General features: G+C 63.9%; 19 protein-coding genes. 17 read left to right on the top strand and 2 right to left on the bottom strand.

Features of this window, described 5'->3' with window-relative positions; all coding sequences use genetic code 11:
- Positions 1-92 precede the first annotated feature (92 nt).
- Positions 93-1,181 (top strand): TRAP transporter substrate-binding protein, encoded by a 1,089-nt coding sequence (locus tag I4X03_RS11220; RefSeq protein ID WP_223468308.1) that lies wholly within the window; start codon positions 93-95, stop codon positions 1,179-1,181.
- Between the two features lie 309 nt (positions 1,182-1,490).
- Here the strand turns inward: I4X03_RS11220 and I4X03_RS11215 are convergent, their stop codons facing one another.
- Positions 1,491-1,988, bottom strand: a complete 498-nt coding sequence (locus I4X03_RS11215; protein ID WP_223468307.1) for a hypothetical protein — start codon at positions 1,986-1,988, stop codon at positions 1,491-1,493.
- A gap of 236 nt (positions 1,989-2,224) precedes the next feature.
- Between I4X03_RS11215 and I4X03_RS11210 the strand changes: the two genes are divergently transcribed.
- Positions 2,225-3,181 carry a phospholipase A gene (locus I4X03_RS11210; protein WP_223468306.1) on the top strand — a complete coding sequence of 319 codons (957 nt, stop codon included), beginning with the start codon at positions 2,225-2,227 and terminating at the stop codon, positions 3,179-3,181.
- An 83-nt stretch (positions 3,182-3,264) separates the two neighbouring features.
- Positions 3,265-3,525, top strand: coding sequence for a DUF2442 domain-containing protein (locus I4X03_RS11205; RefSeq protein WP_223468305.1), 261 nt, complete (start codon positions 3,265-3,267; stop codon positions 3,523-3,525).
- Here I4X03_RS11205 and paaX read toward each other — a convergent pair.
- Positions 3,522-4,445, bottom strand: coding sequence for a phenylacetic acid degradation operon negative regulatory protein PaaX (gene paaX, locus I4X03_RS11200; RefSeq protein WP_223468304.1), 924 nt, complete (start codon positions 4,443-4,445; stop codon positions 3,522-3,524). The genes I4X03_RS11205 and paaX overlap by 4 nt on opposite strands.
- A gap of 199 nt (positions 4,446-4,644) precedes the next feature.
- On the opposite strand from paaX, the gene paaA reads away from it, so the two are divergent.
- The 14 genes from paaA to I4X03_RS11130 all read left to right on the top strand — a co-directional run bounded on the left by paaA (position 4,645) and on the right by I4X03_RS11130 (position 17,519).
- Entirely contained in the window at positions 4,645-5,634 is a 990-nt protein-coding gene (gene paaA, locus I4X03_RS11195; RefSeq protein ID WP_223468303.1) for a 1,2-phenylacetyl-CoA epoxidase subunit PaaA, read from the top strand.
- A gap of 31 nt (positions 5,635-5,665) precedes the next feature.
- Positions 5,666-5,950 carry a 1,2-phenylacetyl-CoA epoxidase subunit PaaB gene (paaB, locus tag I4X03_RS11190; protein WP_223468302.1) on the top strand — a complete coding sequence of 95 codons (285 nt, stop codon included), beginning with the start codon at positions 5,666-5,668 and terminating at the stop codon, positions 5,948-5,950.
- An 8-nt stretch (positions 5,951-5,958) separates the two neighbouring features.
- The gene (gene paaC / locus I4X03_RS11185; protein ID WP_223468301.1) at positions 5,959-6,711 is read left to right on the top strand and encodes a 1,2-phenylacetyl-CoA epoxidase subunit PaaC; all 753 of its coding nucleotides are present in this window, start codon (positions 5,959-5,961) and stop codon (positions 6,709-6,711) included.
- The gene (gene paaD / locus I4X03_RS11180; RefSeq protein WP_223468300.1) at positions 6,711-7,229 is read left to right on the top strand and encodes a 1,2-phenylacetyl-CoA epoxidase subunit PaaD; all 519 of its coding nucleotides are present in this window, start codon (positions 6,711-6,713) and stop codon (positions 7,227-7,229) included. Before paaC ends, paaD begins: the two co-directional genes overlap by 1 nt.
- A 9-nt stretch (positions 7,230-7,238) precedes the next feature.
- Positions 7,239-8,315 carry a 1,2-phenylacetyl-CoA epoxidase subunit PaaE gene (gene paaE, locus I4X03_RS11175; protein WP_223468299.1) on the top strand — a complete coding sequence of 359 codons (1,077 nt, stop codon included), beginning with the start codon at positions 7,239-7,241 and terminating at the stop codon, positions 8,313-8,315.
- A gap of 20 nt (positions 8,316-8,335) precedes the next feature.
- A complete protein-coding gene (gene paaG / locus I4X03_RS11170) occupies positions 8,336-9,127 on the top strand; it encodes a 2-(1,2-epoxy-1,2-dihydrophenyl)acetyl-CoA isomerase PaaG (RefSeq protein WP_223468298.1) in 792 nt (263 codons plus the stop codon).
- A gap of 2 nt (positions 9,128-9,129) precedes the next feature.
- A complete protein-coding gene (paaH, locus tag I4X03_RS11165; protein ID WP_370660508.1) occupies positions 9,130-10,686 on the top strand; it encodes a 3-hydroxyacyl-CoA dehydrogenase PaaH in 1,557 nt (518 codons plus the stop codon).
- Positions 10,679-11,128: a hydroxyphenylacetyl-CoA thioesterase PaaI gene (gene paaI / locus I4X03_RS11160; protein ID WP_223468296.1), complete on the top strand. Its 450-nt coding sequence runs from the start codon at positions 10,679-10,681 to the stop codon at positions 11,126-11,128. Before paaH ends, paaI begins: the two co-directional genes overlap by 8 nt.
- A 20-nt stretch (positions 11,129-11,148) precedes the next feature.
- Positions 11,149-12,462, top strand: coding sequence for a phenylacetate--CoA ligase PaaK (gene paaK / locus I4X03_RS11155; RefSeq protein ID WP_223468578.1), 1,314 nt, complete (start codon positions 11,149-11,151; stop codon positions 12,460-12,462).
- Positions 12,463-12,478: 16 nt separating this feature from the next.
- Positions 12,479-13,693, top strand: coding sequence for a 3-oxoadipyl-CoA thiolase (gene pcaF / locus I4X03_RS11150; protein ID WP_223468295.1), 1,215 nt, complete (start codon positions 12,479-12,481; stop codon positions 13,691-13,693).
- A 99-nt stretch (positions 13,694-13,792) separates the two neighbouring features.
- Positions 13,793-14,932, top strand: coding sequence for an ABC transporter substrate-binding protein (locus I4X03_RS11145; protein ID WP_223468294.1), 1,140 nt, complete (start codon positions 13,793-13,795; stop codon positions 14,930-14,932).
- A 7-nt stretch (positions 14,933-14,939) separates the two neighbouring features.
- Positions 14,940-15,815, top strand: coding sequence for a branched-chain amino acid ABC transporter permease (locus I4X03_RS11140; RefSeq protein WP_223468293.1), 876 nt, complete (start codon positions 14,940-14,942; stop codon positions 15,813-15,815).
- Entirely contained in the window at positions 15,812-16,762 is a 951-nt protein-coding gene (locus I4X03_RS11135; protein WP_223468292.1) for a branched-chain amino acid ABC transporter permease, read from the top strand. The genes I4X03_RS11140 and I4X03_RS11135 overlap by 4 nt, the downstream gene beginning before the upstream one ends.
- A gap of 1 nt (position 16,763) precedes the next feature.
- Positions 16,764-17,519, top strand: a complete 756-nt coding sequence (locus tag I4X03_RS11130) for an ABC transporter ATP-binding protein (RefSeq protein WP_223468291.1) — start codon at positions 16,764-16,766, stop codon at positions 17,517-17,519.
- The last annotated feature ends 3 nt before the right edge of the window (positions 17,520-17,522 follow it).

Here is a 17,522-nt window from a genome sequence, read left to right as displayed (position 1 = left end):
CTAAATTCCTTGAGGCAGGTGACCGGAAACGCACGGGCTGCGGCTACAATTGACTTTCAGGCAAACATCTAAAACCATCTGGAGACACCAATATGCAACGTCGGTCCTTCCTGAAGAACACAGCAGTTGGCGCCGCGGCAGGCGCGGTCGCGGCACCCGCGCTGGCCCAGGCGACCCAGCCGGCCATCACCTGGCGCCTGGCGTCGAGTTTCCCGAAAACACTGGACGCGATCTATGGTTCGGGCGAAAACTTCGTCAAGCGCGTCTCCCAGCTTACCGGCGGCAAGTTCACCATTCGCCAGTTCGCTGCCGGCGAAATCGTGCCGGGCCTGCAGGTGATGGACGCGGTCCAGGCCGGCACTGTGGAGATGGGCCACACCCCGTCCTACTATTATTACGGCAAAGACCCGACCTTCGCGTTCGATTGCGCGGTGCCGTTCGGCCTGACTTCGCGCCAGCAGACGGCGTGGTTCGACCAGGGCGGCGGGCGCGAGCTGATGCGCGACTTCTTCAAGGACTACGGCATCATCAACTTCATGGCCGGTAACACCGGCACCCAGATGGGCGGCTGGTACCGCAAGGAGATCAAGACCCTGGCCGACGTCAAGGGCCTGAAGATCCGCATCGCCGGTTTTGCCGGCCGCGTGATGGAGCGCATGGGGGCGGTGCCGCAGCAGATTCCTGCAGGCGACATCTATACGGCGCTGGAGAAGGGCACGATCGACGCCGCGGAATGGGTCGGCCCGTACGACGATGAAAAGCTGGGGCTGGCGCGGGTTGCTCCGCACTACTATGCGCCGGGCTGGTGGGAAGCCGGGCCGCAGCTGTCGATGTACATCAACATCAAGGAGTGGGAAAAGCTGCCCAAGCAGTACCAGGCGGCGATCGAGGTGGCGTGCTACGAATGCCATGTCACCATGCAGGCCGACTATGACGCCAAGAACCCGGCAGCGCTGGCGCGCCTGATCAAGAACGGCGCCAAGATGCACTTCTTCTCGCGCCCGATCCTCGATGCGGCATACAAGTTTTCGACCCAGGTGATGGAAGAAGAAGCGGCGAAGAACGCGAAGTTCCGCAAGATTTATACGCCATGGAAGCGCTTCCGCCAGGACCAGAACATGTGGGCGTCGGTGTCCGAGGCCAGCATGCAGAACTTCCTGATCGCAGCCGGACGCAAGTAACTTGTCGTCCCAAGTAAAACGTCGTTCCCGCGCAAGCGCACTGCTGTCCGGGATGATCTTGTTGACAGTGCCATTGCATCAATCGGGTTCGGGGCGCTCATAGAAATCGCGGCATTGAGACTTGGAATGCAAGACTTAACGTCGCCCCTGCGAAGGCAGGGGTCCATGCTCGGCACGATTCGTATGGGCCCCTGCCTGCGCAGGGGCGACGTTGGCCTGCATTGCCGATTTCCTTGTGACTGTAGCTTCTAAAACGACGCTTGGCTGCCGAGCTTGCGTTAGCGGTGCCGACAGGGTAGTGCGTCGTGCTTAATCCATCTTGTGGTGAATTTTGCCCGACAGCTGCACGGTGCCCATGCCGGTCATCATGTCCTGGCCGCCGGTCAGCGCGCCGCCGCCGGTTGCCTTGAAGTAGCGGCCGTTGCCGCCGGTGATCTGGAAGGTTGCGCCGCTAAAGACGTAAGCTGCGCCTACGCCGGTTGGCACGAACTGGCCGCTGTACGAGGCGAAGATCTGGTCGCCTTCGGCAGTCATGATGATAAAGCGGCCCTGGTCGAAGTTAAACAGCGGGCCCGAAGGCGTGATGCAATCGGTGGCGACGAATGCGACGCGGCCGACCTGGTCGCTGACGCCGTGGCCGGTGATCGTGCCGCCGAATTTCGACGCGCAACGGGCGGCCGGACCCGCTTTTTCCATCAGGACGCCGGAGATTTCGAGGGCTTGCGTCTTCGCTTGCTCAGCCGATGCGCTGAAAGAAGCCAGCACGAGGGCGGCGGCGGTAGCAAGGCGCAGAATGGAACTGGACATGAAGGATTCTCCGGGGTTATTGAAATTAACTCAATAATATAATTTTTATATGTGCTGGCGCGCACGAATGGTTCAGCAGCAAGAATTCCCATGGTCACGTAGTATTCGGCTATTCACCTGCTGCCTAACTGTTCTCCATGCCAATGTCCGCTACCTCGAAATCGCTTGCCTGCCTGCTTGTCCTCTCTGCAGTTTCTCCAATCGTTGTTGCCGCGCCGGCCTCGCTGGCCGACTGCATGACAGTGACGGAAAACAGCGCCCGCCTGGCCTGTTTCGACCAGTTGGCCGCAGCCAGCGTTGCCCCCGGCGCGACCCAGGCTGTGCCTGCCCCTGCGACCCCGATCGCGTTGACCGATGCAGACGCGGAAGATATCCAAGACGCGCAGGCCGTGGCCGCCGCTCCATCGCGGCTGGCCAGCCATTGGGAGCTTGGCGACATCGACAACCGTGCACTGCGCTTCCGTCCGCACCAGGCCAATTACCTGATCGCCACCTACAGCCACGCGCCGAACGGCGAGCCTTACCTGCCATTTCGCGATCTGCTGGAACAGGACAAGGGCTTGTCGCACGCCGAACTGGCTTATCAGCTGAGCTTCAAGATCAAAATGATCGACCAGGCGTTCAGCAAGCCGGTCGACCTGTGGTTCGGCTATACCCAGAAGAGTTTCTGGCAGGCAGCCAATCATGATGCGTCGAGCCCGTTCCGAGAGACCAACTACGAGCCGGAAGTGATGGCGGTGATGCCCTTGAAGGGGTCATTGTTCGGCGTGAACGCGCGTTTCGCCGGGCTTGGTTTCGTGCACCAGTCGAACGGGCAGGCAGGGTCGCTGTCGCGCAGCTGGAACCGCACCTATGCGCAGGTTGGCGTAGACAAGGGCAATTTCTCGCTGGTCGGTCGCGTCTGGAAGCGGGTGAGTGAAGCGGCTGACGACGACAACAATCCCGACATCGTCGATTTCCTGGGCCGCGGCGACCTGGTCGCCGCCTACCAGTGGGACAACGGCCAGGAGCTCAATGCTATGGTCCGTTATAACAAGTCGACCGACAAGAGCGGCGTGCAGATCGGCTACACCTACCCGATCGCCGGCAAGGTCGGCGCCTATGTGCATTTGTTCTCGGGCTATGGCCAGAGCCTGATCGACTACAACTACTTCCAGCGCTCGATCGGATTCGGCTTCAAAGTCTCGCCCTGAGCGGAGCTTGCTGCGCCACCTCAAGGCGCAGGGCTGCCATTTTGATACCTTCGTCGGGTCACTCCGATCATGAAGGAACCGCAATGACAGCCATCCGCATCTCGTGCGCCAAAGTCACCAGCATCAACCAGCACGGCTTCTGGCTGCAGTGCAATGGGGAAGAGCTGCACCTGCCGTTTGTCGAGTTTCCGTGGTTCGAACACGCCACCATCGCCCAGATCTGCCGTGTGACTTGCCCCAGCGCCAACCGGGTCTACTGGCCCGACCTGGACCTCGACCTGACCCTCGACGCCATCCGTTTTCCGATGGCGTTCTCGCACGCCGCCCTCAGTTCGGACTGCTAACGCGGCAAGCCGCCGAAGCGCTGGTAAAACGCCTCTTCGGCCGGCTGTGCCTGCGCATCTTCGCGCAGCAGCGTCGTCATGATATGTTCCTCGGCGGCGCGGTAGGTCGCCAGGTACAGCGCGCGCGCCACGTTGTAGGCTTCCACGCCCGGCCACGGCTGCGGCAGCAGGTCCACCGGCAGCATCGGATCGTGCAGCTGCACGCGGCGGTAAGCGTGAATCAGCAGGGTGCGGATCACGAACGCTTGCTCGGGCACCACGCGCTCGTCCAGCAGCGCTTGCAGCGGCGCGAATTCCTCGATGAAATGACGGTAGCCGGCGGCCACGTCGGACAAGTCCCAGCCTTCGTCGACCAGTTCGCGCAGCGGACGCGAACCAACCTGCGGCAACTCGCCGGCACTGAACACGAACAGCTTGTCGCGCACATCGGCGCGGCCGAGCAGGTCATCCAATACGGCCGGGTCGCCCGCCGGGTGGCCAAATACGCCGGTGCCGACCAGGGCATAGCCTTCCCACAGCAATTGCTTGCGCAGCGAGACCCGTCCCGGCGCGTCCAGCCCGCCTGGGCCGGCCATCACCAGCGTCCATTTGCCGTCCCAGCTGACCGCTGGCACCGCGTAGATGCGGCGGTAGGCACGCTCGAAGCGGGGCAGGGCTTCCGGCAGGATCGCGTACGCGCTGCGGCGGCCGTCGCGGTTGGCGACCAGCCAGCCTTCCTGGGCCAGCCGGAACACGCTGGTGCGCAGCGCGCGGTCGTTCACGCCGAACGGCGCCAGCAGATCGATCAGGCTGCCCAGCCAGATCGCACCGCCGCGCGGCACGATGCTGTCGCCAAAAATCGTCATCACCAGCGACTTCGACCGGGGCGGGTCGCTGGCGAGAAAGTGGCTGATCCATTCAGCGCTGGTCAATTGTTTCATGCGAGCATGGTCTGGCGCTGGGTGCCTGTTTGTCAAGGAATGCCGGAGTTTACTTCGCGGCGCAATCGGCGCACGATTAATTTTTAGCTATCGGAACCGACAATGAGATACATAATTTAAATACGACACAAAAAACGTGTGTACTTCTGATTTTATGTATCGTATTATCGATTCACAGATCACGTGATGGAGAACCACCATGTATGCACAGATGGTAGAAACCGGCCTCAAGAAGGTCACGACCGACGCCGACATGAGTGTCGAAGAACGCGCATTCCAGCAGCGCATCGACGACGGCATCAAGATCGAGGCCAAGGACTGGATGCCGGACGCGTACCGCAAGACCCTGATCCGCCAGATCTCGCAGCATGCCCACTCGGAAATCGTCGGCCAGCTGCCGGAAGGTAACTGGGTCACCCGTGCGCCTACGCTCAAGCGCAAGTCGATCCTGCTGGCCAAGATCCAGGATGAGGCAGGCCACGGCCTGTACCTGTACAGCGCCGCCGAAACGCTGGGCGTCTCGCGTGACGAACTGCTCGCGGCGCTGCACTCGGGCAAGGCGAAATATTCGAGCATCTTCAATTACCCAACCCTGTCGTGGGCCGACATGGGCGCGGTCGGCTGGCTGGTCGACGGCTCGGCCATCATCAACCAGATCCCGCTGTGCCGCTGCTCGTACGGCCCGTACTCGCGCGCCATGATCCGTGTCTGCAAGGAAGAATCGTTCCACGCGCGCCAGGGCTACGACATCATGATGAGCCTGGCCAAGGGCACGCCCGAACAGAAGGCGATGGCGCAGGATGCGCTGAACCGTTGGTGGTGGCCGTCCTTGATGATGTTCGGCCCGTCGGACGCCGAGTCGGTCAACAGCGCGCAGTCGAGCAAGTGGCGCATCAAGCTGTTCTCCAACGACGAACTGCGCCAGCGCATGGTCGACCAGACCGTGCCGCAAGCCGAATTCCTCGGCCTGACCGTGCCCGATCCCGACCTCAAGTTCAACGCCGAGACCGGCCACTACGAGTTCGGCGAGATCGACTGGAGCGAATTTCACAACGTCCTGAAAGGCAACGGCCCCTGCAACAAGGAGCGCCTGGCGACCCGCGTCAAGGCGTGGGACGACGGTGAATGGTTCCGCGACGCGCTGGTGGCGCACGCCGATAAAAAAGCAGCAGCACGCGCCGCGGCGTAAGCGGCTCACACTACAAACACTGGAGCACCGAATGAGCAAAGAATGGCCACTGTGGGAAGTCTTCATCCGCAGCCAGCACGGACTCGCCCACAAGCACGTGGGCAGCCTGCACGCACCGGACGCCGAGATGGCGGTAAACAATGCGCGCGACGTCTACACCCGCCGCAATGAAGGCGTGTCGATCTGGGTGGTGCGCGCCACCGACATCGTCGCCAGCAGCCCGGGCGACAAATCGGCGCTGTTCGAGCCGGCCAACAGCAAAGTCTATCGTCACCCAACCTTCTTCCCGATGCCGGAAGAAGTCAAAAACCTGTGAGCCAGGCCGTGGATCCTAAACTCGATTACCTGCTGCGCCAGGGCGACAATGCGCTGATCCTGTCGCAGCAGCTGTGCAAGCTGTGCGGCAAAGGCCCGGCGCTGGAAGAGGACATGGCGCTTGCCAACGTCGCGCTCGACCTGCTTGGCCAGACCCGCATGTGGCTCACCTACGCGGCCGAACTCGAAGGCCTCGGCCGCAGCGAAGACCACCTGGCCTACCTGCGCGACGCCCACCAGATGCGCTGCTGCCTGATCGTCGAGCAGCCGAACGGCGACTACGGCTTCACGCTGATGCGCCAGTTCCTGTTCGATACCTGGCACTACTTCCTGATGCAGGGACTGACCAGGTCGAGCGACCCGCGCATCGCGGAAATCGCCGAGAAGTCGCTCAAGGAAGTGACCTACCACCTGCGCCGCAGCGGCGACCTGGTGGTGCGCCTCGGCGACGGCACGCCGGAAAGCCGCCAGCGCATGCAGTCCGCGCTGGACGCGCTGTGGAGCTATTCGGGCGAGATGTTCATCTACGACGAGATCGACGACCAGATGGTCGCGCAAGGCGTGGCGCCAGATGCCGCCGACCTGCGCGCTTCCTTCCTCGAACACGCCGGCGAGATCTTCGCCGAAGCCACGCTGGCGATGCCGCCCGCGGACGCCTGGATGCACAAGGGCGGCAAGGTGGGCAAGCACAGCGAACACCTGGGCTACACGCTGGCCGAGATGCAGTTCCTGCAGCGCGCCTATCCGGGAGCGGACTGGTAATGCACGCGACGCTGGCCAGTACCGAGCAGGTTTGGGCCTGGCTCGGCGAGGTGCCCGACCCCGAGATCCCGGTGATCTCGGTGGTGGACCTCGGCATCGTGCGCAATGTCGAATGGCAGGGCGACGAATGCGTCGTCACGATCACGCCCACCTATTCCGGCTGCCCGGCGATGCAGGTGATCGCCGAATCGGTGACCGAAGCGCTGCACCAGCATGGTGTCGGCAAGGTCCGGCTGGTGAACCAGCTGTCGCCTGCGTGGACCACCGACTGGATGAGCGAGGCCGGCAAGGCGGCGCTCAAGGGCTACGGCATCGCGCCGCCTGCGCAGCAGGTGATCGACATCAGCGGCCTGACTGCCGGAGTCAAACGGCGCACGATGCCCGAGCTGGTGATCACCTGCCCCAACTGCGGCTCGAACCATACCCAGCTCACCAGCCAGTTCGGATCGACGCCATGCAAGGCACTGTACAAATGCCTCGACTGCCGCGAACCCTTTGACTATTTCAAGTGCCATTAAGGCCGACCAATGAGCAAATTCTACCCACTGCATGTCGCCGGCGTGCGTAACGAAACGCGCGATACCATCGCCGTTACCTTCGCGGTGCCGCCCGAACTGGCGGACAGCTTCAAGTACCAGCAGGGCCAGCACCTGACCCTGCGCGCAATGATCGGCGACGAAGACGTGCGCCGTTCGTATTCGATCTGCTCCGCCGTGCAGGACAACCAGCTGCGGGTGGCGATCAAGCGCACGCCGGGCGGCCTGTTCTCGACGTGGGCCAACGAAAACCTCAAACCCGGCGACACGCTCGACGTGATGCCGCCGATGGGCCACTTCAACGTGCCGCTGGCGGCCGGGAACAGGCGCCATTACGCCGCTTTCGCGGCCGGCAGCGGCATTACGCCGATCCTGTCGATCATCAAGACCACCTTGCAGGCGGAGCCCGACAGCCAGTTCACGCTGTTCTACGGTAACCGCGCCTCGTCGACCGTCATCTTCAAGGATGAACTGACCGACCTGAAAGACGTCTACATGGAACGCCTTAACCTGGCCTACGTGATGAGCCGGGAACAGCAGGACATCGAACTGTTCAACGGCCGCATCACCAAGGAAAAGTGCGAGCAGTTCATGCGCTACTGGGTGAAGGTGGAAGACATCGACGTCGCCTTCATCTGCGGGCCGGAAGACATGATGCTGGGCGTATCGGCGGCGTTGCAGGAAGCCGGCATGCCGAAATCGAACATCAAGGTCGAACTGTTCGCGGCCAGCATTCCGAAGCACGAACACAAGCCGCGCCACTTCGATCCGACCGTCTCGCACGAGACCGAGGTGACAGTGATCATGGACGGCAGCCACACCAGCTTCACGATGGACAAGGACAAGGAGTCGATCCTCGACGCCGGCCTTCGTCACGGCATCGACATGCGCTACTCCTGCAAGGGCGGCGTGTGCTCGACCTGCCGCTGCAAGATCGTCGACGGCAAAGTCGACATGGACGTCAACTACGCGCTCGAAGACTACGAGATCGCGCGCGGCTTCGTCCTGTCTTGCCAGAGCTTCCCGGTGACGGACAAGGTCGTGGTCGACTTCGACCAGGCTGAATAAATAAAAATAACGGAGACCGCATGAACTACGCAAACATCAAGTTCCAGATCAAGGACGGGATCGCGCTGCTGACGCTGAATCGCCCCGACAAGCTCAACAGCTTCACCCAGGCGATGCACCTGGAAGTGCGGTCCGCGCTCGACGCCGTGCAGGCCGATAAAAGCGTGCGCGTGCTGGTGCTGACCGGCGCCGGCCGCGGCTTCTGCGCCGGCCAGGACCTGGGCGACCGTGCGGTCGAGCCGGGCGCCAAAGGCGTCGACCTGGGCGACTCCGTTGAAAAATTCTACGCGCCGCTGATCCACACGCTGCGCACGCTGCCGATGCCGGTCATCTGCGCCGTCAACGGCGTGGCCGCTGGCGCAGGCGCCAACATCGCGCTGGCCTGCGACATCGTGCTGGCCGCGAAGTCCGCCAGCTTCGTCGAGGCGTTCTGCCGCCTTGGCCTGATCCCGGACAGCGGCGGCACCTGGCATTTGCCGCGCCTGATCGGCCATGCGCGCGCCACCGGCCTGGCCATGCTGGGCGAGAAGCTCAGCGCCGAGAAGGCCGAGCTGTGGGGCCTGATCTGGAAATGCGTGCCCGACGAAGCGCTGTTCGATGACGCCATGAAGATGGCGGAACACTTTGCCGTCGCGCCGACCAAGGGACTGGCCTTCACCAAAAAAGCGCTGCAGGCGAGCTGGCACAACAGCCTTCCCGACCAGCTCAAGCTGGAAGGCGAGATGATGCGTGAACTCGGCTACAGCCATGACTACCGCGAAGGCGTCGCCGCATTCATCGAAAAGCGCCCGGCGTGCTTCAAGGGGGAATGAGGATGGCACAGGCTCTCGACAAGGGAAGCATCGTTGCGGTGGTAGGCAGCGGCGCCATGGGCACCGGCATCGCGCAGGTGGCAGCGGCGGCCGGCTACAAGGTCGTGCTGTTCGACGCACGCCCCGAAGCGGTCAAGGCATCGATCACCGGCATCTGCAACATGTACGGCAAGCTGGCCGAAAAGGGCAAGATGACCGACGAAGAGGTGCAAGCGGCGAGCGACCGCCTGAACGGCGCATCCAGCCTGGCTGAATTGAAGGATGCCGCCATCGTCATCGAAGCGATTGTCGAAAGCCTCGACGTCAAGCGCACGCTGTTCTCCGACCTCGAAGGCATCGTCCATGACGACTGCATCCTGGCCACCAACACCTCGTCGATCTCGGTGACCGCGATCGCGGCGCAACTGCGCCTGCCGCAGCGGCTGGTCGGCATGCACTTCTTTAACCCGGTGCCGCTGATGGCCCTGGTCGAAGTCATCAGTGGCCTGGCCACCAGCGGCGCGGTGGCCGACACCGTGTATGCGACCGCCACTGCGTGGGGCAAGAACCCGGTGCACGCGAAGTCGACGCCAGGCTTCATCGTCAATCGCGTCGCGCGTCCGTTCTACGCCGAGGCGCTGCGCCTGCTGAACGAACAGGCGGCGGACGCGGCCACGCTGGACGCCGTGATGCGCGAGGCGGGTGGCTTCCGCATGGGGCCATTCGAGCTGATGGACCTGATCGGCCACGACGTCAATTTCTCGGTAACGCAGTCGGTGTTCCAAGCTTACTTCAACGATCCGCGTTTCACGCCGTCGGTGCTGCAGCAGGAGATGGTCAACGCGGGTTACTTCGGCCGCAAGTCGGGACGCGGCTTCTATGACTACGCCGCCGGCGCCGTGAAGGAAGAACCCCAGACCGAAGCGCCGCAAGACCGGCCGGACGCGCTTGCGCTGAGCATGGCCCAGGGCGTGACCGGCGCCGTCACCGCGCCGCTGGAGGAGCGCCTGGTCGCTGCCGGCTTCAAGGTGACCCACCGCGAAGCATTGCCGGGCTCCGGCGAAAACGAAGCGCCCGCCTTCCACTGCAATGGCGCGGCTTTGTTCCTGACCGACGGCCGCAGCGCGACGGAACGTGCCGCGGCAAACAAGCATCCCGATACCGTGCTGTACGACCTGGTGCTGGACTACGGCAGCGCCAGGCGCATCGCGCTGGCGCGTGCCGACCAGTGCAGCGACGCCGCCTACAACGCGGTGGTCGGTTTGCTCCAGGCGGCCGGCTTTGCGGTCACGCGCCTCGACGACGTCCCTGGGATGGCCGTCATGCGCACCGTGGCGATGCTTGCCAACGAAGCCGCCGACGCCGTCAACCAGGGTGTGTGCAGCGCCCAGGCCGTCGACATCGCGATGCAGAAGGGAGTCAACTACCCGCGCGGCCCGCTCGCCTGGGCGGACTCCGTCGGCGTGGACCATGTGGCCACTGTGTTGTCGAACCTCGCCTCGACGTATGGCGAAGACCGCTACCGCGTCTCGCCGCTCATGCGCCGCAAGGTCGCCGCATCGGGGACCTTCCATGCATAAGGATGTCCATCACGACGCGCAGGCGCTGGCCGAACTGGCCGGAAAAACCATGTGGGACCGCGATCCGGCCAGCCAGGCGCTCGGCATGAAGCTGAGCGAAATCCGTCCTGGTTACGCGCTGATGACCATGCCGGTGCGGCGCGACATGCTCAATGGGCACCAGACCTGCCATGGCGGCTACATCTTCATGCTGGCCGACAGCGCGTTTGCCTTCGCCTGCAATTCGCATAACCACAACACCGTTGGCGCCGGCTGCACGATCGACTACGTCGCCCCCGGCCGCGAAGGCGAAATGCTGGTCGCCGAAGCGGTCGAGCAAACCCTGAGCGGCAAGACCGGTGTGTACGACGTCAAGGTGAGCAACCAGGATGGGCGCCTGATCGCGCTGTTCCGCGGCAAGTCGCACCGCGTCAGCGGGCTGGTCGCCGAGGTAGCCGGATAAGTTTATTCAAGGAGTCGATGATGGTCCAACGCATTCCCGCCCAGGACGACCTGGAGCCGATAGAACGAGCCAGCCGCGACGAACTGCAGGCGCTGCAGCTTGAGCGCATGAAGTGGTCGCTGAAGCACGCGTACGACAATGTGCCGCATTACCGCGCTGCGTTCGACGCCGCCGGCGTGCACCCGGAAGACCTGCGGACGCTCGCCGACCTCGCGAAGTTCCCGTTCACCGAAAAGAAGACCTTGCGCGACAATTACCCGTTCGGGCTGTTCGCAGTGCCGCGCGAGCAGGTCGTGCGCATCCACGCGTCGTCCGGAACCACCGGCAAGGCCACCGTGGTTGGCTACACGCAGAACGACATCGACACCTGGGCCGGCGTGGTGGCGCGATCGATCCGCGCCGCGGGTGGGCGCCCCGGCGACATCTGCCACATCTCTTACGGCTACGGGCTGTTCACCGGCGGACTTGGCGCGCACTACGGCGCCGAGCGGCTCGGCTGCACCGTCATCCCGATGTCGGGCGGCCAGACCGAAAAGCAGGTGCAGCTGATTTGCGACTTCAAGCCGGACATCATCATGGTGACGCCGTCGTACATGCTCAACATCGTCGAAGAGTTCGAACGCCAGGGCATGGATCCGGCGCAGTCGTCGCTCAAGATCGGCATCTTCGGCGCCGAGCCGTGGACTGACGCGATGCGCACCGAGATCGAACGCCGCGCCGGCATCGACGCGCTCGATATCTACGGGCTGTCCGAGGTGATGGGGCCCGGCGTCGCCAGCGAGTGCATCGAGAGCAAGGATGGCCCGGTCATCTGGGAAGACCACTTCTACCCGGAGATCATCGATCCGGAAACCGGCGAAGTGCTGCCGGACGGTTCCGAAGGCGAGCTGGTATTCACGTCGCTGACAAAGGAAGCCTTGCCGATCATCCGCTATCGCACGCGCGACCTGACGCGCCTGCTGCCGCCAAGTTCGCGCGCCATGCGCCGCATGGGCAAGATCAACGGCCGCTCCGACGACATGCTGATCATCCGCGGCGTCAACGTGTTCCCGAGCCAGATCGAAGAGCTGATCCTGAAGATGCCGGCGCTGGCGCCGCACTACCAGCTGCAGGTCTCGCGCGACGGTCACCTCGACAAGCTCGATGTACTGGGCGAGACGCGCGACGGCTCGATGTCGGCCGACGCCGTCAGCGCGCTATGCCGCGACCTGGAACACCGCATCAAGACTTTCGTCGGCGTGAGCACCCGCGTGACGCTGGTCCCCCCCGAAGGCATCGAACGCACCATGACCGGCAAAGCGCGCCGCGTCGTCGACAAGCGTCCAAAGACTTAACCAGAGGAGCATTCACTTGAGCACAGCAAACGACGCATTCATCTGCGACGCCATCCGCACGCCGTTCGGCCGTTACGGCGGCTCCCTGGCCAGCGTTCGGGCCGACGACCTGGCTGCGCTGCCGATCGCCGCGCTGATCGCCCGCAATCCCGGCGTGGACTGGGCGATGGTCGACGACCTGTTGTACGGCTGCGCCAACCAGGCCGGCGAAGACAACCGCAATATCGCGCGCATGGCGGGCCTGCTGGCCGGCCTGCCTTCCGATGTTCCTGGCAGCACCATCAACCGCCTGTGCGGGTCGAGCCTTGACGCGGTCGGCACGGCGGCGCGGGCGATCAAGGCCGGCGAAGCGAACCTGATCATCGCCGGCGGTGTCGAGCACATGACGCGCGCGCCTTTCGTCATGGGCAAGGCCGACAGCGCCTTCTCGCGCGCAGCCAAGGTCGAAGACACCACCATGGGATGGCGCTTCGTCAATCCTTTGATGAAGGCGATGCACGGGATCGACTCGATGCCCGAGACGGCCGAAAACGTGGCAAAGGAATTCGGCGTCAACCGCGCCGACCAGGATGCCTTCGCGCTGCGCAGCCAGCAGCGCTGGGCCCGCGCTAACGCGGCTGGCCTGTTCAAGGATGAAATCGTCCCGGTGACGATTCACGGCAAAAAAGGCGAGTCGCGCGTGTTCGACACCGACGAGCATCCGCGTCCCGACACCAGCATCGAGATGCTGGCCAGGCTGCGCGGCGTGGTCACGCCGGATGGGACAGTCACTGCGGGCAACGCATCGGGCATCAACGACGGCGCCTGCGCGCTGCTGATCGCCTCCGGCAGTGCGGCCGCGCGCTTCGGGCTCACGCCGCGCGCGCGCATCGTGGGCATGGCGCTGGCGGGGCTGGAGCCGCGCATCATGGGCTTCGGTCCGTCGCCTGCGACCCGCAAGGTGCTGGCGATGACGGGCTTGAGTATCGGCCAGATGGATGTCATCGAACTCAATGAAGCATTTGCCGCGCAGGGATTGGCGGTAACGCGCGACCTCGGCCTGCCGGACGACGCCGGGCACGTGAACCCGAACGGCGGCGCGATTGCGATCGGCCACCCGCTCGGCGCATCGGGCGCGCGGCTGGTGACGGCGGCGGTGAACCAGCTGCACCGCACCGGCGGACGCTACGCGCTGTGCACGATGTGCATCGGGGTAGGGCAGGGCATCGCAGTGGTCATCGAAAGAGTATAAGAAGCCAGAACGGCTTCGAGGTATATGCAGGGCGGGTAAGCGCAAGCGCACCGGCCGTGCACAGTGAGAACGCCAACGATTCTAATAATGGAGACAACCATGTTCAAGAAAACCGTACTTTTCGCCGCACTCGCCTTGGCAGCTGCAACGTCGTTCGCTGCCGACACCATCAAGATCGGCTCGGTCCTGTCGGTCACCGGGCCGGCCGCCTTCCTGGGCGACCCGGAACTGAAAACCCTCCAGCTGTACGTTGAAAAAATCAACGCCGCCGGCGGTGTCCTTGGCCGCAAGCTCGAACTGGTCCACTACGACGACGGCAGCGACGCCGCCAAGGCCAACAGCTTTACCAAGCGCCTGATCGAGTCCGACAAGATCGACGTCCTGATCGGCGGCACCACCACCGGCGCGACCATGGCGATGGCCCCGCTGGTCGAGCGCGCCAAGGTGCCGTTCATTTCGCTGGCAGGCGCAGTGGTCGTCATCGACCCGGTCAAGAAGTGGGTCTTCAAGACCCCGCACACCGACCGCATGGCCGCCGAGAAGGTATTCGAGGACATGAAGAAGCGCGGCATCTCCAAGGTCGGCCTGCTGTCCGAAACCAGCGGCTTCGGCGCGTCCGGCCGCAAGGAGACCCAGGCCGTCGCCGGCAAGTACGGCATCACGCTGGTGGCCGACGAAACCTACGGCCCGAAAGACACCGACACCACCGCCCAGCTGACCCGTATCAAGAACGCGCCCGGAGTGCAGGCGGTGTTCGTCTTCGGCCTTGGCCAGGGCCCGGCCATCGTCACCAAGAACTACGGCCAGCTTGGCATGTCCAAGGTGCCGATGTACCAGTCGCACGGCGTGGCATCGGATGAATACCTGAAGCTCTCCGGTGCGGCTGCCGAAGGCGTGCGCCTGCCGACGCCGGCGCTGCTGATCGCCAAGGCGCTGCCGGCAAACGATCCGCAGAAGGCCATCGTCACCGGCTACGACAAGGACTACCGCGACCGCTACAAGGCCGAGCCATCGACTTTCGGCGGCTACGCGCTGGACGCGCTGAACATGTCGGTCGACGCGATCAAGCGCGCCGGTTCCAGCGATGGCGAGAAGATTCGCGCCGCGCTGGAGTCGACCAGGGGCTTCGTCGGCACCACCGGCGTGTTCAACATGTCGCCGAAAGACCATATGGGCCTGGACCTGTCCGCGTTCCGCATGGTCGAGGTCAAGGCCGGCGACTGGCAGTTGCTGAAGTAAGGCTCGCATGCTCGCTCAATTTCTCCAGTTCCTGTACTCGGGAATGACGGTCGGCTCGGCGTACGCCCTTGCGGCGCTGGGCTTTACGATCATCTACAACACCAGCGGTGTGATCAACTTCGCCCAGGGCGAATTCATCATGCTCGGTGGGATGCTGGCGGCGCTGCTGTCGGCCGGCGGCATTCCGCTTCCGCTCGCGATCATCATCGCGGTACTGGTCACCTGCGCGGTCGGGGCGGCGATGGAGAAGGTGGCGATCGAGCCGGCGCGCGATGCGCAGGTGGTCACACTGATCATCATTACCATCGGCGCGTCGCTGACAATCCGCGGGCTGGTGCAGATCTGGCTCGGCAAAGGCACCCATACGCTGGCGCCGTTTTCCGGCGATACGCCGATCCAGTTCCTCGGCGCCAGCCTGCTGCCGCAAAGCTTGTGGGTGCTCGGCGTCACGCTGCTGGTGGTTGGCGCGCTGGCCTGGTTCTTCGGGCGTACCTTGCTCGGCAAGGCGATGCTGGCGACATCCAACAACCGGCTCGCTGCGCAACTGGTCGGCATCGACACGCGCCGCGTGCTGCTGCTGTCGTTCGCCATGGCCGCCCTGCTCGGCGCAGTCGGCGGCATCCTGGTCGCGCCCATCACCTACACCTCGTATGACGCTGGCATCATGCTCGGCCTGAAAGGCTTTGTCGCAGCGGTACTCGGCGGGCTTGGCGGCGGCGTCGGCGCGATTGCCGGCGGCTTGATCCTGGGCGTCGCCGAATCGATGACGGCGGGTTACATCTCGTCGTCGTACAAGGACGCGGTGCCGTTCGTGCTGATCCTGCTGATCCTGTTCTTCATGCCGCGCGGCCTGTTCGGCGCCAAGATATCGGAGCGCGTATGAAGTCGTTGAATCAACGCTACGCAGGACTGCTGGCACTGGCCGTCATCCTGGCGCTGCTGCCGGTCGTGCTGACCAATCCGTTCTACCTCGATGTCGCCATCCGCATCGCGCTGAACGCGGTAGTGGTCATCGCGCTCAACCTTTTGATGGGCTATACCGGCCAGATCAGCCTCGGGCACGCGGGCTTCTATGGCATGGGCGCGTACGCTTCGGCGGCGCTGACGACGCACATGAACTGGCCGCCAATCGTGGCGCTGCTGGCCGGCGCGGCGGCGACCGGCGTGCTGGCCTTCGCCGTCGCCCGTCCGATCCTGAAGCTCAAGGGCCATACGCTGGCGATGGCGACGCTGGGTCTCGGCATCATCATCTCGATCGCGATCAACAATGAGTCGCAGTGGACCGGCGGGCCCGACGGCATCGGCGTCCCGGCCTTCACGCTGTTCGATGTCGCGATCGAAGGCGAAAAAGCCTGGTACGCCGTGAGTGCCGCGCTGCTGCTCCTGATGACGTGGTTCGCGCTGAACCTGATCGACTCGCCGGTGGGCCGTGCGCTGCAGGCGATCCACGGCTCCGAAGTGGCGTCGCGCGTCGCTGGCGTCGATACCGCCAAGTTCAAGGCGCGCGTGTTCGTGCTGTCGGCGGTCGTCGCCAGTATTACCGGCAGCATCAGCGCGCACTACATCGGCTTCATCACTCCCGGCATGGCTGGCTTCTTCCATTCCATCGAGCTGGTGACGATGGTGGTGGTGGGCGGCATGGCGTCCGTGTTCGGCTCGATCATCGGCGCCGCGCTGCTGACCATCCTGCCGCAGCTGCTGCAAACCTTCGAAGGCTGGGAGGTGGTGGTGTTTGGCGTGATCCTGATGGCCACGATGATCTTCATGCCCAAGGGCCTGGTGCCGAGCATCGCGCAGCGCCTGCGTTCGCGCAAACCAAAGGAGGCTTGAGATGCTGTCGATTGAGAACCTCAGCAAGAGCTTCGGTGGCGTGCACGCGGTGCAGGGTGTCAGCTTCAGCGTCAAGCAGGGCGCGATCCACTCGGTGATCGGCCCTAACGGCGCCGGCAAGACAACGCTGTTCAACCTTGTCACCGGGGTCTACACGCCGACCTCGGGCCGCATCATGTTCAACGGCGAAAACGTCGCCGGCATGTCGCCCGATGCGCTGGCGCGCCGCGGCATGAGCCGCACCTTCCAGAACCTCCAGGTATGCATGAACATGAGCGCGCTGGACAACGTGATGGTTGGCTCGCACCTGCGCCTGAACCAGAACCTGTTCGCGTCGATGCTGCGCCTGCCCGCGGTGCGCCGCGCAGATGAAGCCTGCCGTCACGATGCGGCCGAGCTGATGCGCTTTTGCGGCGTCGGCAAATACATCTACGCTGACGCCGACCAGATGTCCTACGGCGCGCTCAAGCGCCTGGAGATCGCGCGCGCGCTGGCCGCCAAGCCGAAAGTGATCCTGCTCGACGAGCCGGCCGCGGGCCTGAACCACACCGAAACGGGCGAGATCGAGGAACTGGTGCGCAAGATCGCGCAGTCCGGCATCACCGTCGTGCTGGTCGAGCACGACATGAAGCTGGTGATGAACCTGTCCGACCATATCCTGGTGCTCGACTACGGCAAAAAGCTGGCCGAAGGCACCGCTGCTGAAGTGCGTGCCAATCCGGACGTCATCGCAGCCTATCTCGGCGCGGCCGCATAAGGA

The organism is Massilia soli, assembly GCF_016809835.1.
GTDB classification, from domain to species: domain Bacteria; phylum Pseudomonadota; class Gammaproteobacteria; order Burkholderiales; family Burkholderiaceae_D; genus Telluria_A; species Telluria_A soli.
This window is presented reverse-complemented; position numbering and strand designations above follow the sequence as displayed.

Coding starts and splice junctions, on each gene's coding strand:
- I4X03_RS11220 (WP_223468308.1), top strand. CDS start 93: ATGCAACGTCGGTCCTTCCTGAAGAACACAGCAGTTGGCGCCGCGGCA.
- I4X03_RS11215 (WP_223468307.1), bottom strand. CDS start 1,988: ATGTCCAGTTCCATTCTGCGCCTTGCTACCGCCGCCGCCCTCGTGCTG.
- I4X03_RS11210 (WP_223468306.1), top strand. CDS start 2,225: ATGACAGTGACGGAAAACAGCGCCCGCCTGGCCTGTTTCGACCAGTTG.
- I4X03_RS11205 (WP_223468305.1), top strand. CDS start 3,265: ATGACAGCCATCCGCATCTCGTGCGCCAAAGTCACCAGCATCAACCAG.
- paaX (WP_223468304.1), bottom strand. CDS start 4,445: ATGAAACAATTGACCAGCGCTGAATGGATCAGCCACTTTCTCGCCAGC.
- paaA (WP_223468303.1), top strand. CDS start 4,645: ATGTATGCACAGATGGTAGAAACCGGCCTCAAGAAGGTCACGACCGAC.
- paaB (WP_223468302.1), top strand. CDS start 5,666: ATGAGCAAAGAATGGCCACTGTGGGAAGTCTTCATCCGCAGCCAGCAC.
- paaD (WP_223468300.1), top strand. CDS start 6,711: ATGCACGCGACGCTGGCCAGTACCGAGCAGGTTTGGGCCTGGCTCGGC.
- paaE (WP_223468299.1), top strand. CDS start 7,239: ATGAGCAAATTCTACCCACTGCATGTCGCCGGCGTGCGTAACGAAACG.
- paaG (WP_223468298.1), top strand. CDS start 8,336: ATGAACTACGCAAACATCAAGTTCCAGATCAAGGACGGGATCGCGCTG.
- paaH (WP_370660508.1), top strand. CDS start 9,130: ATGGCACAGGCTCTCGACAAGGGAAGCATCGTTGCGGTGGTAGGCAGC.
- paaI (WP_223468296.1), top strand. CDS start 10,679: ATGCATAAGGATGTCCATCACGACGCGCAGGCGCTGGCCGAACTGGCC.
- paaK (WP_223468578.1), top strand. CDS start 11,149: ATGGTCCAACGCATTCCCGCCCAGGACGACCTGGAGCCGATAGAACGA.
- I4X03_RS11145 (WP_223468294.1), top strand. CDS start 13,793: ATGTTCAAGAAAACCGTACTTTTCGCCGCACTCGCCTTGGCAGCTGCA.
- I4X03_RS11140 (WP_223468293.1), top strand. CDS start 14,940: ATGCTCGCTCAATTTCTCCAGTTCCTGTACTCGGGAATGACGGTCGGC.
- I4X03_RS11135 (WP_223468292.1), top strand. CDS start 15,812: ATGAAGTCGTTGAATCAACGCTACGCAGGACTGCTGGCACTGGCCGTC.
- I4X03_RS11130 (WP_223468291.1), top strand. CDS start 16,764: ATGCTGTCGATTGAGAACCTCAGCAAGAGCTTCGGTGGCGTGCACGCG.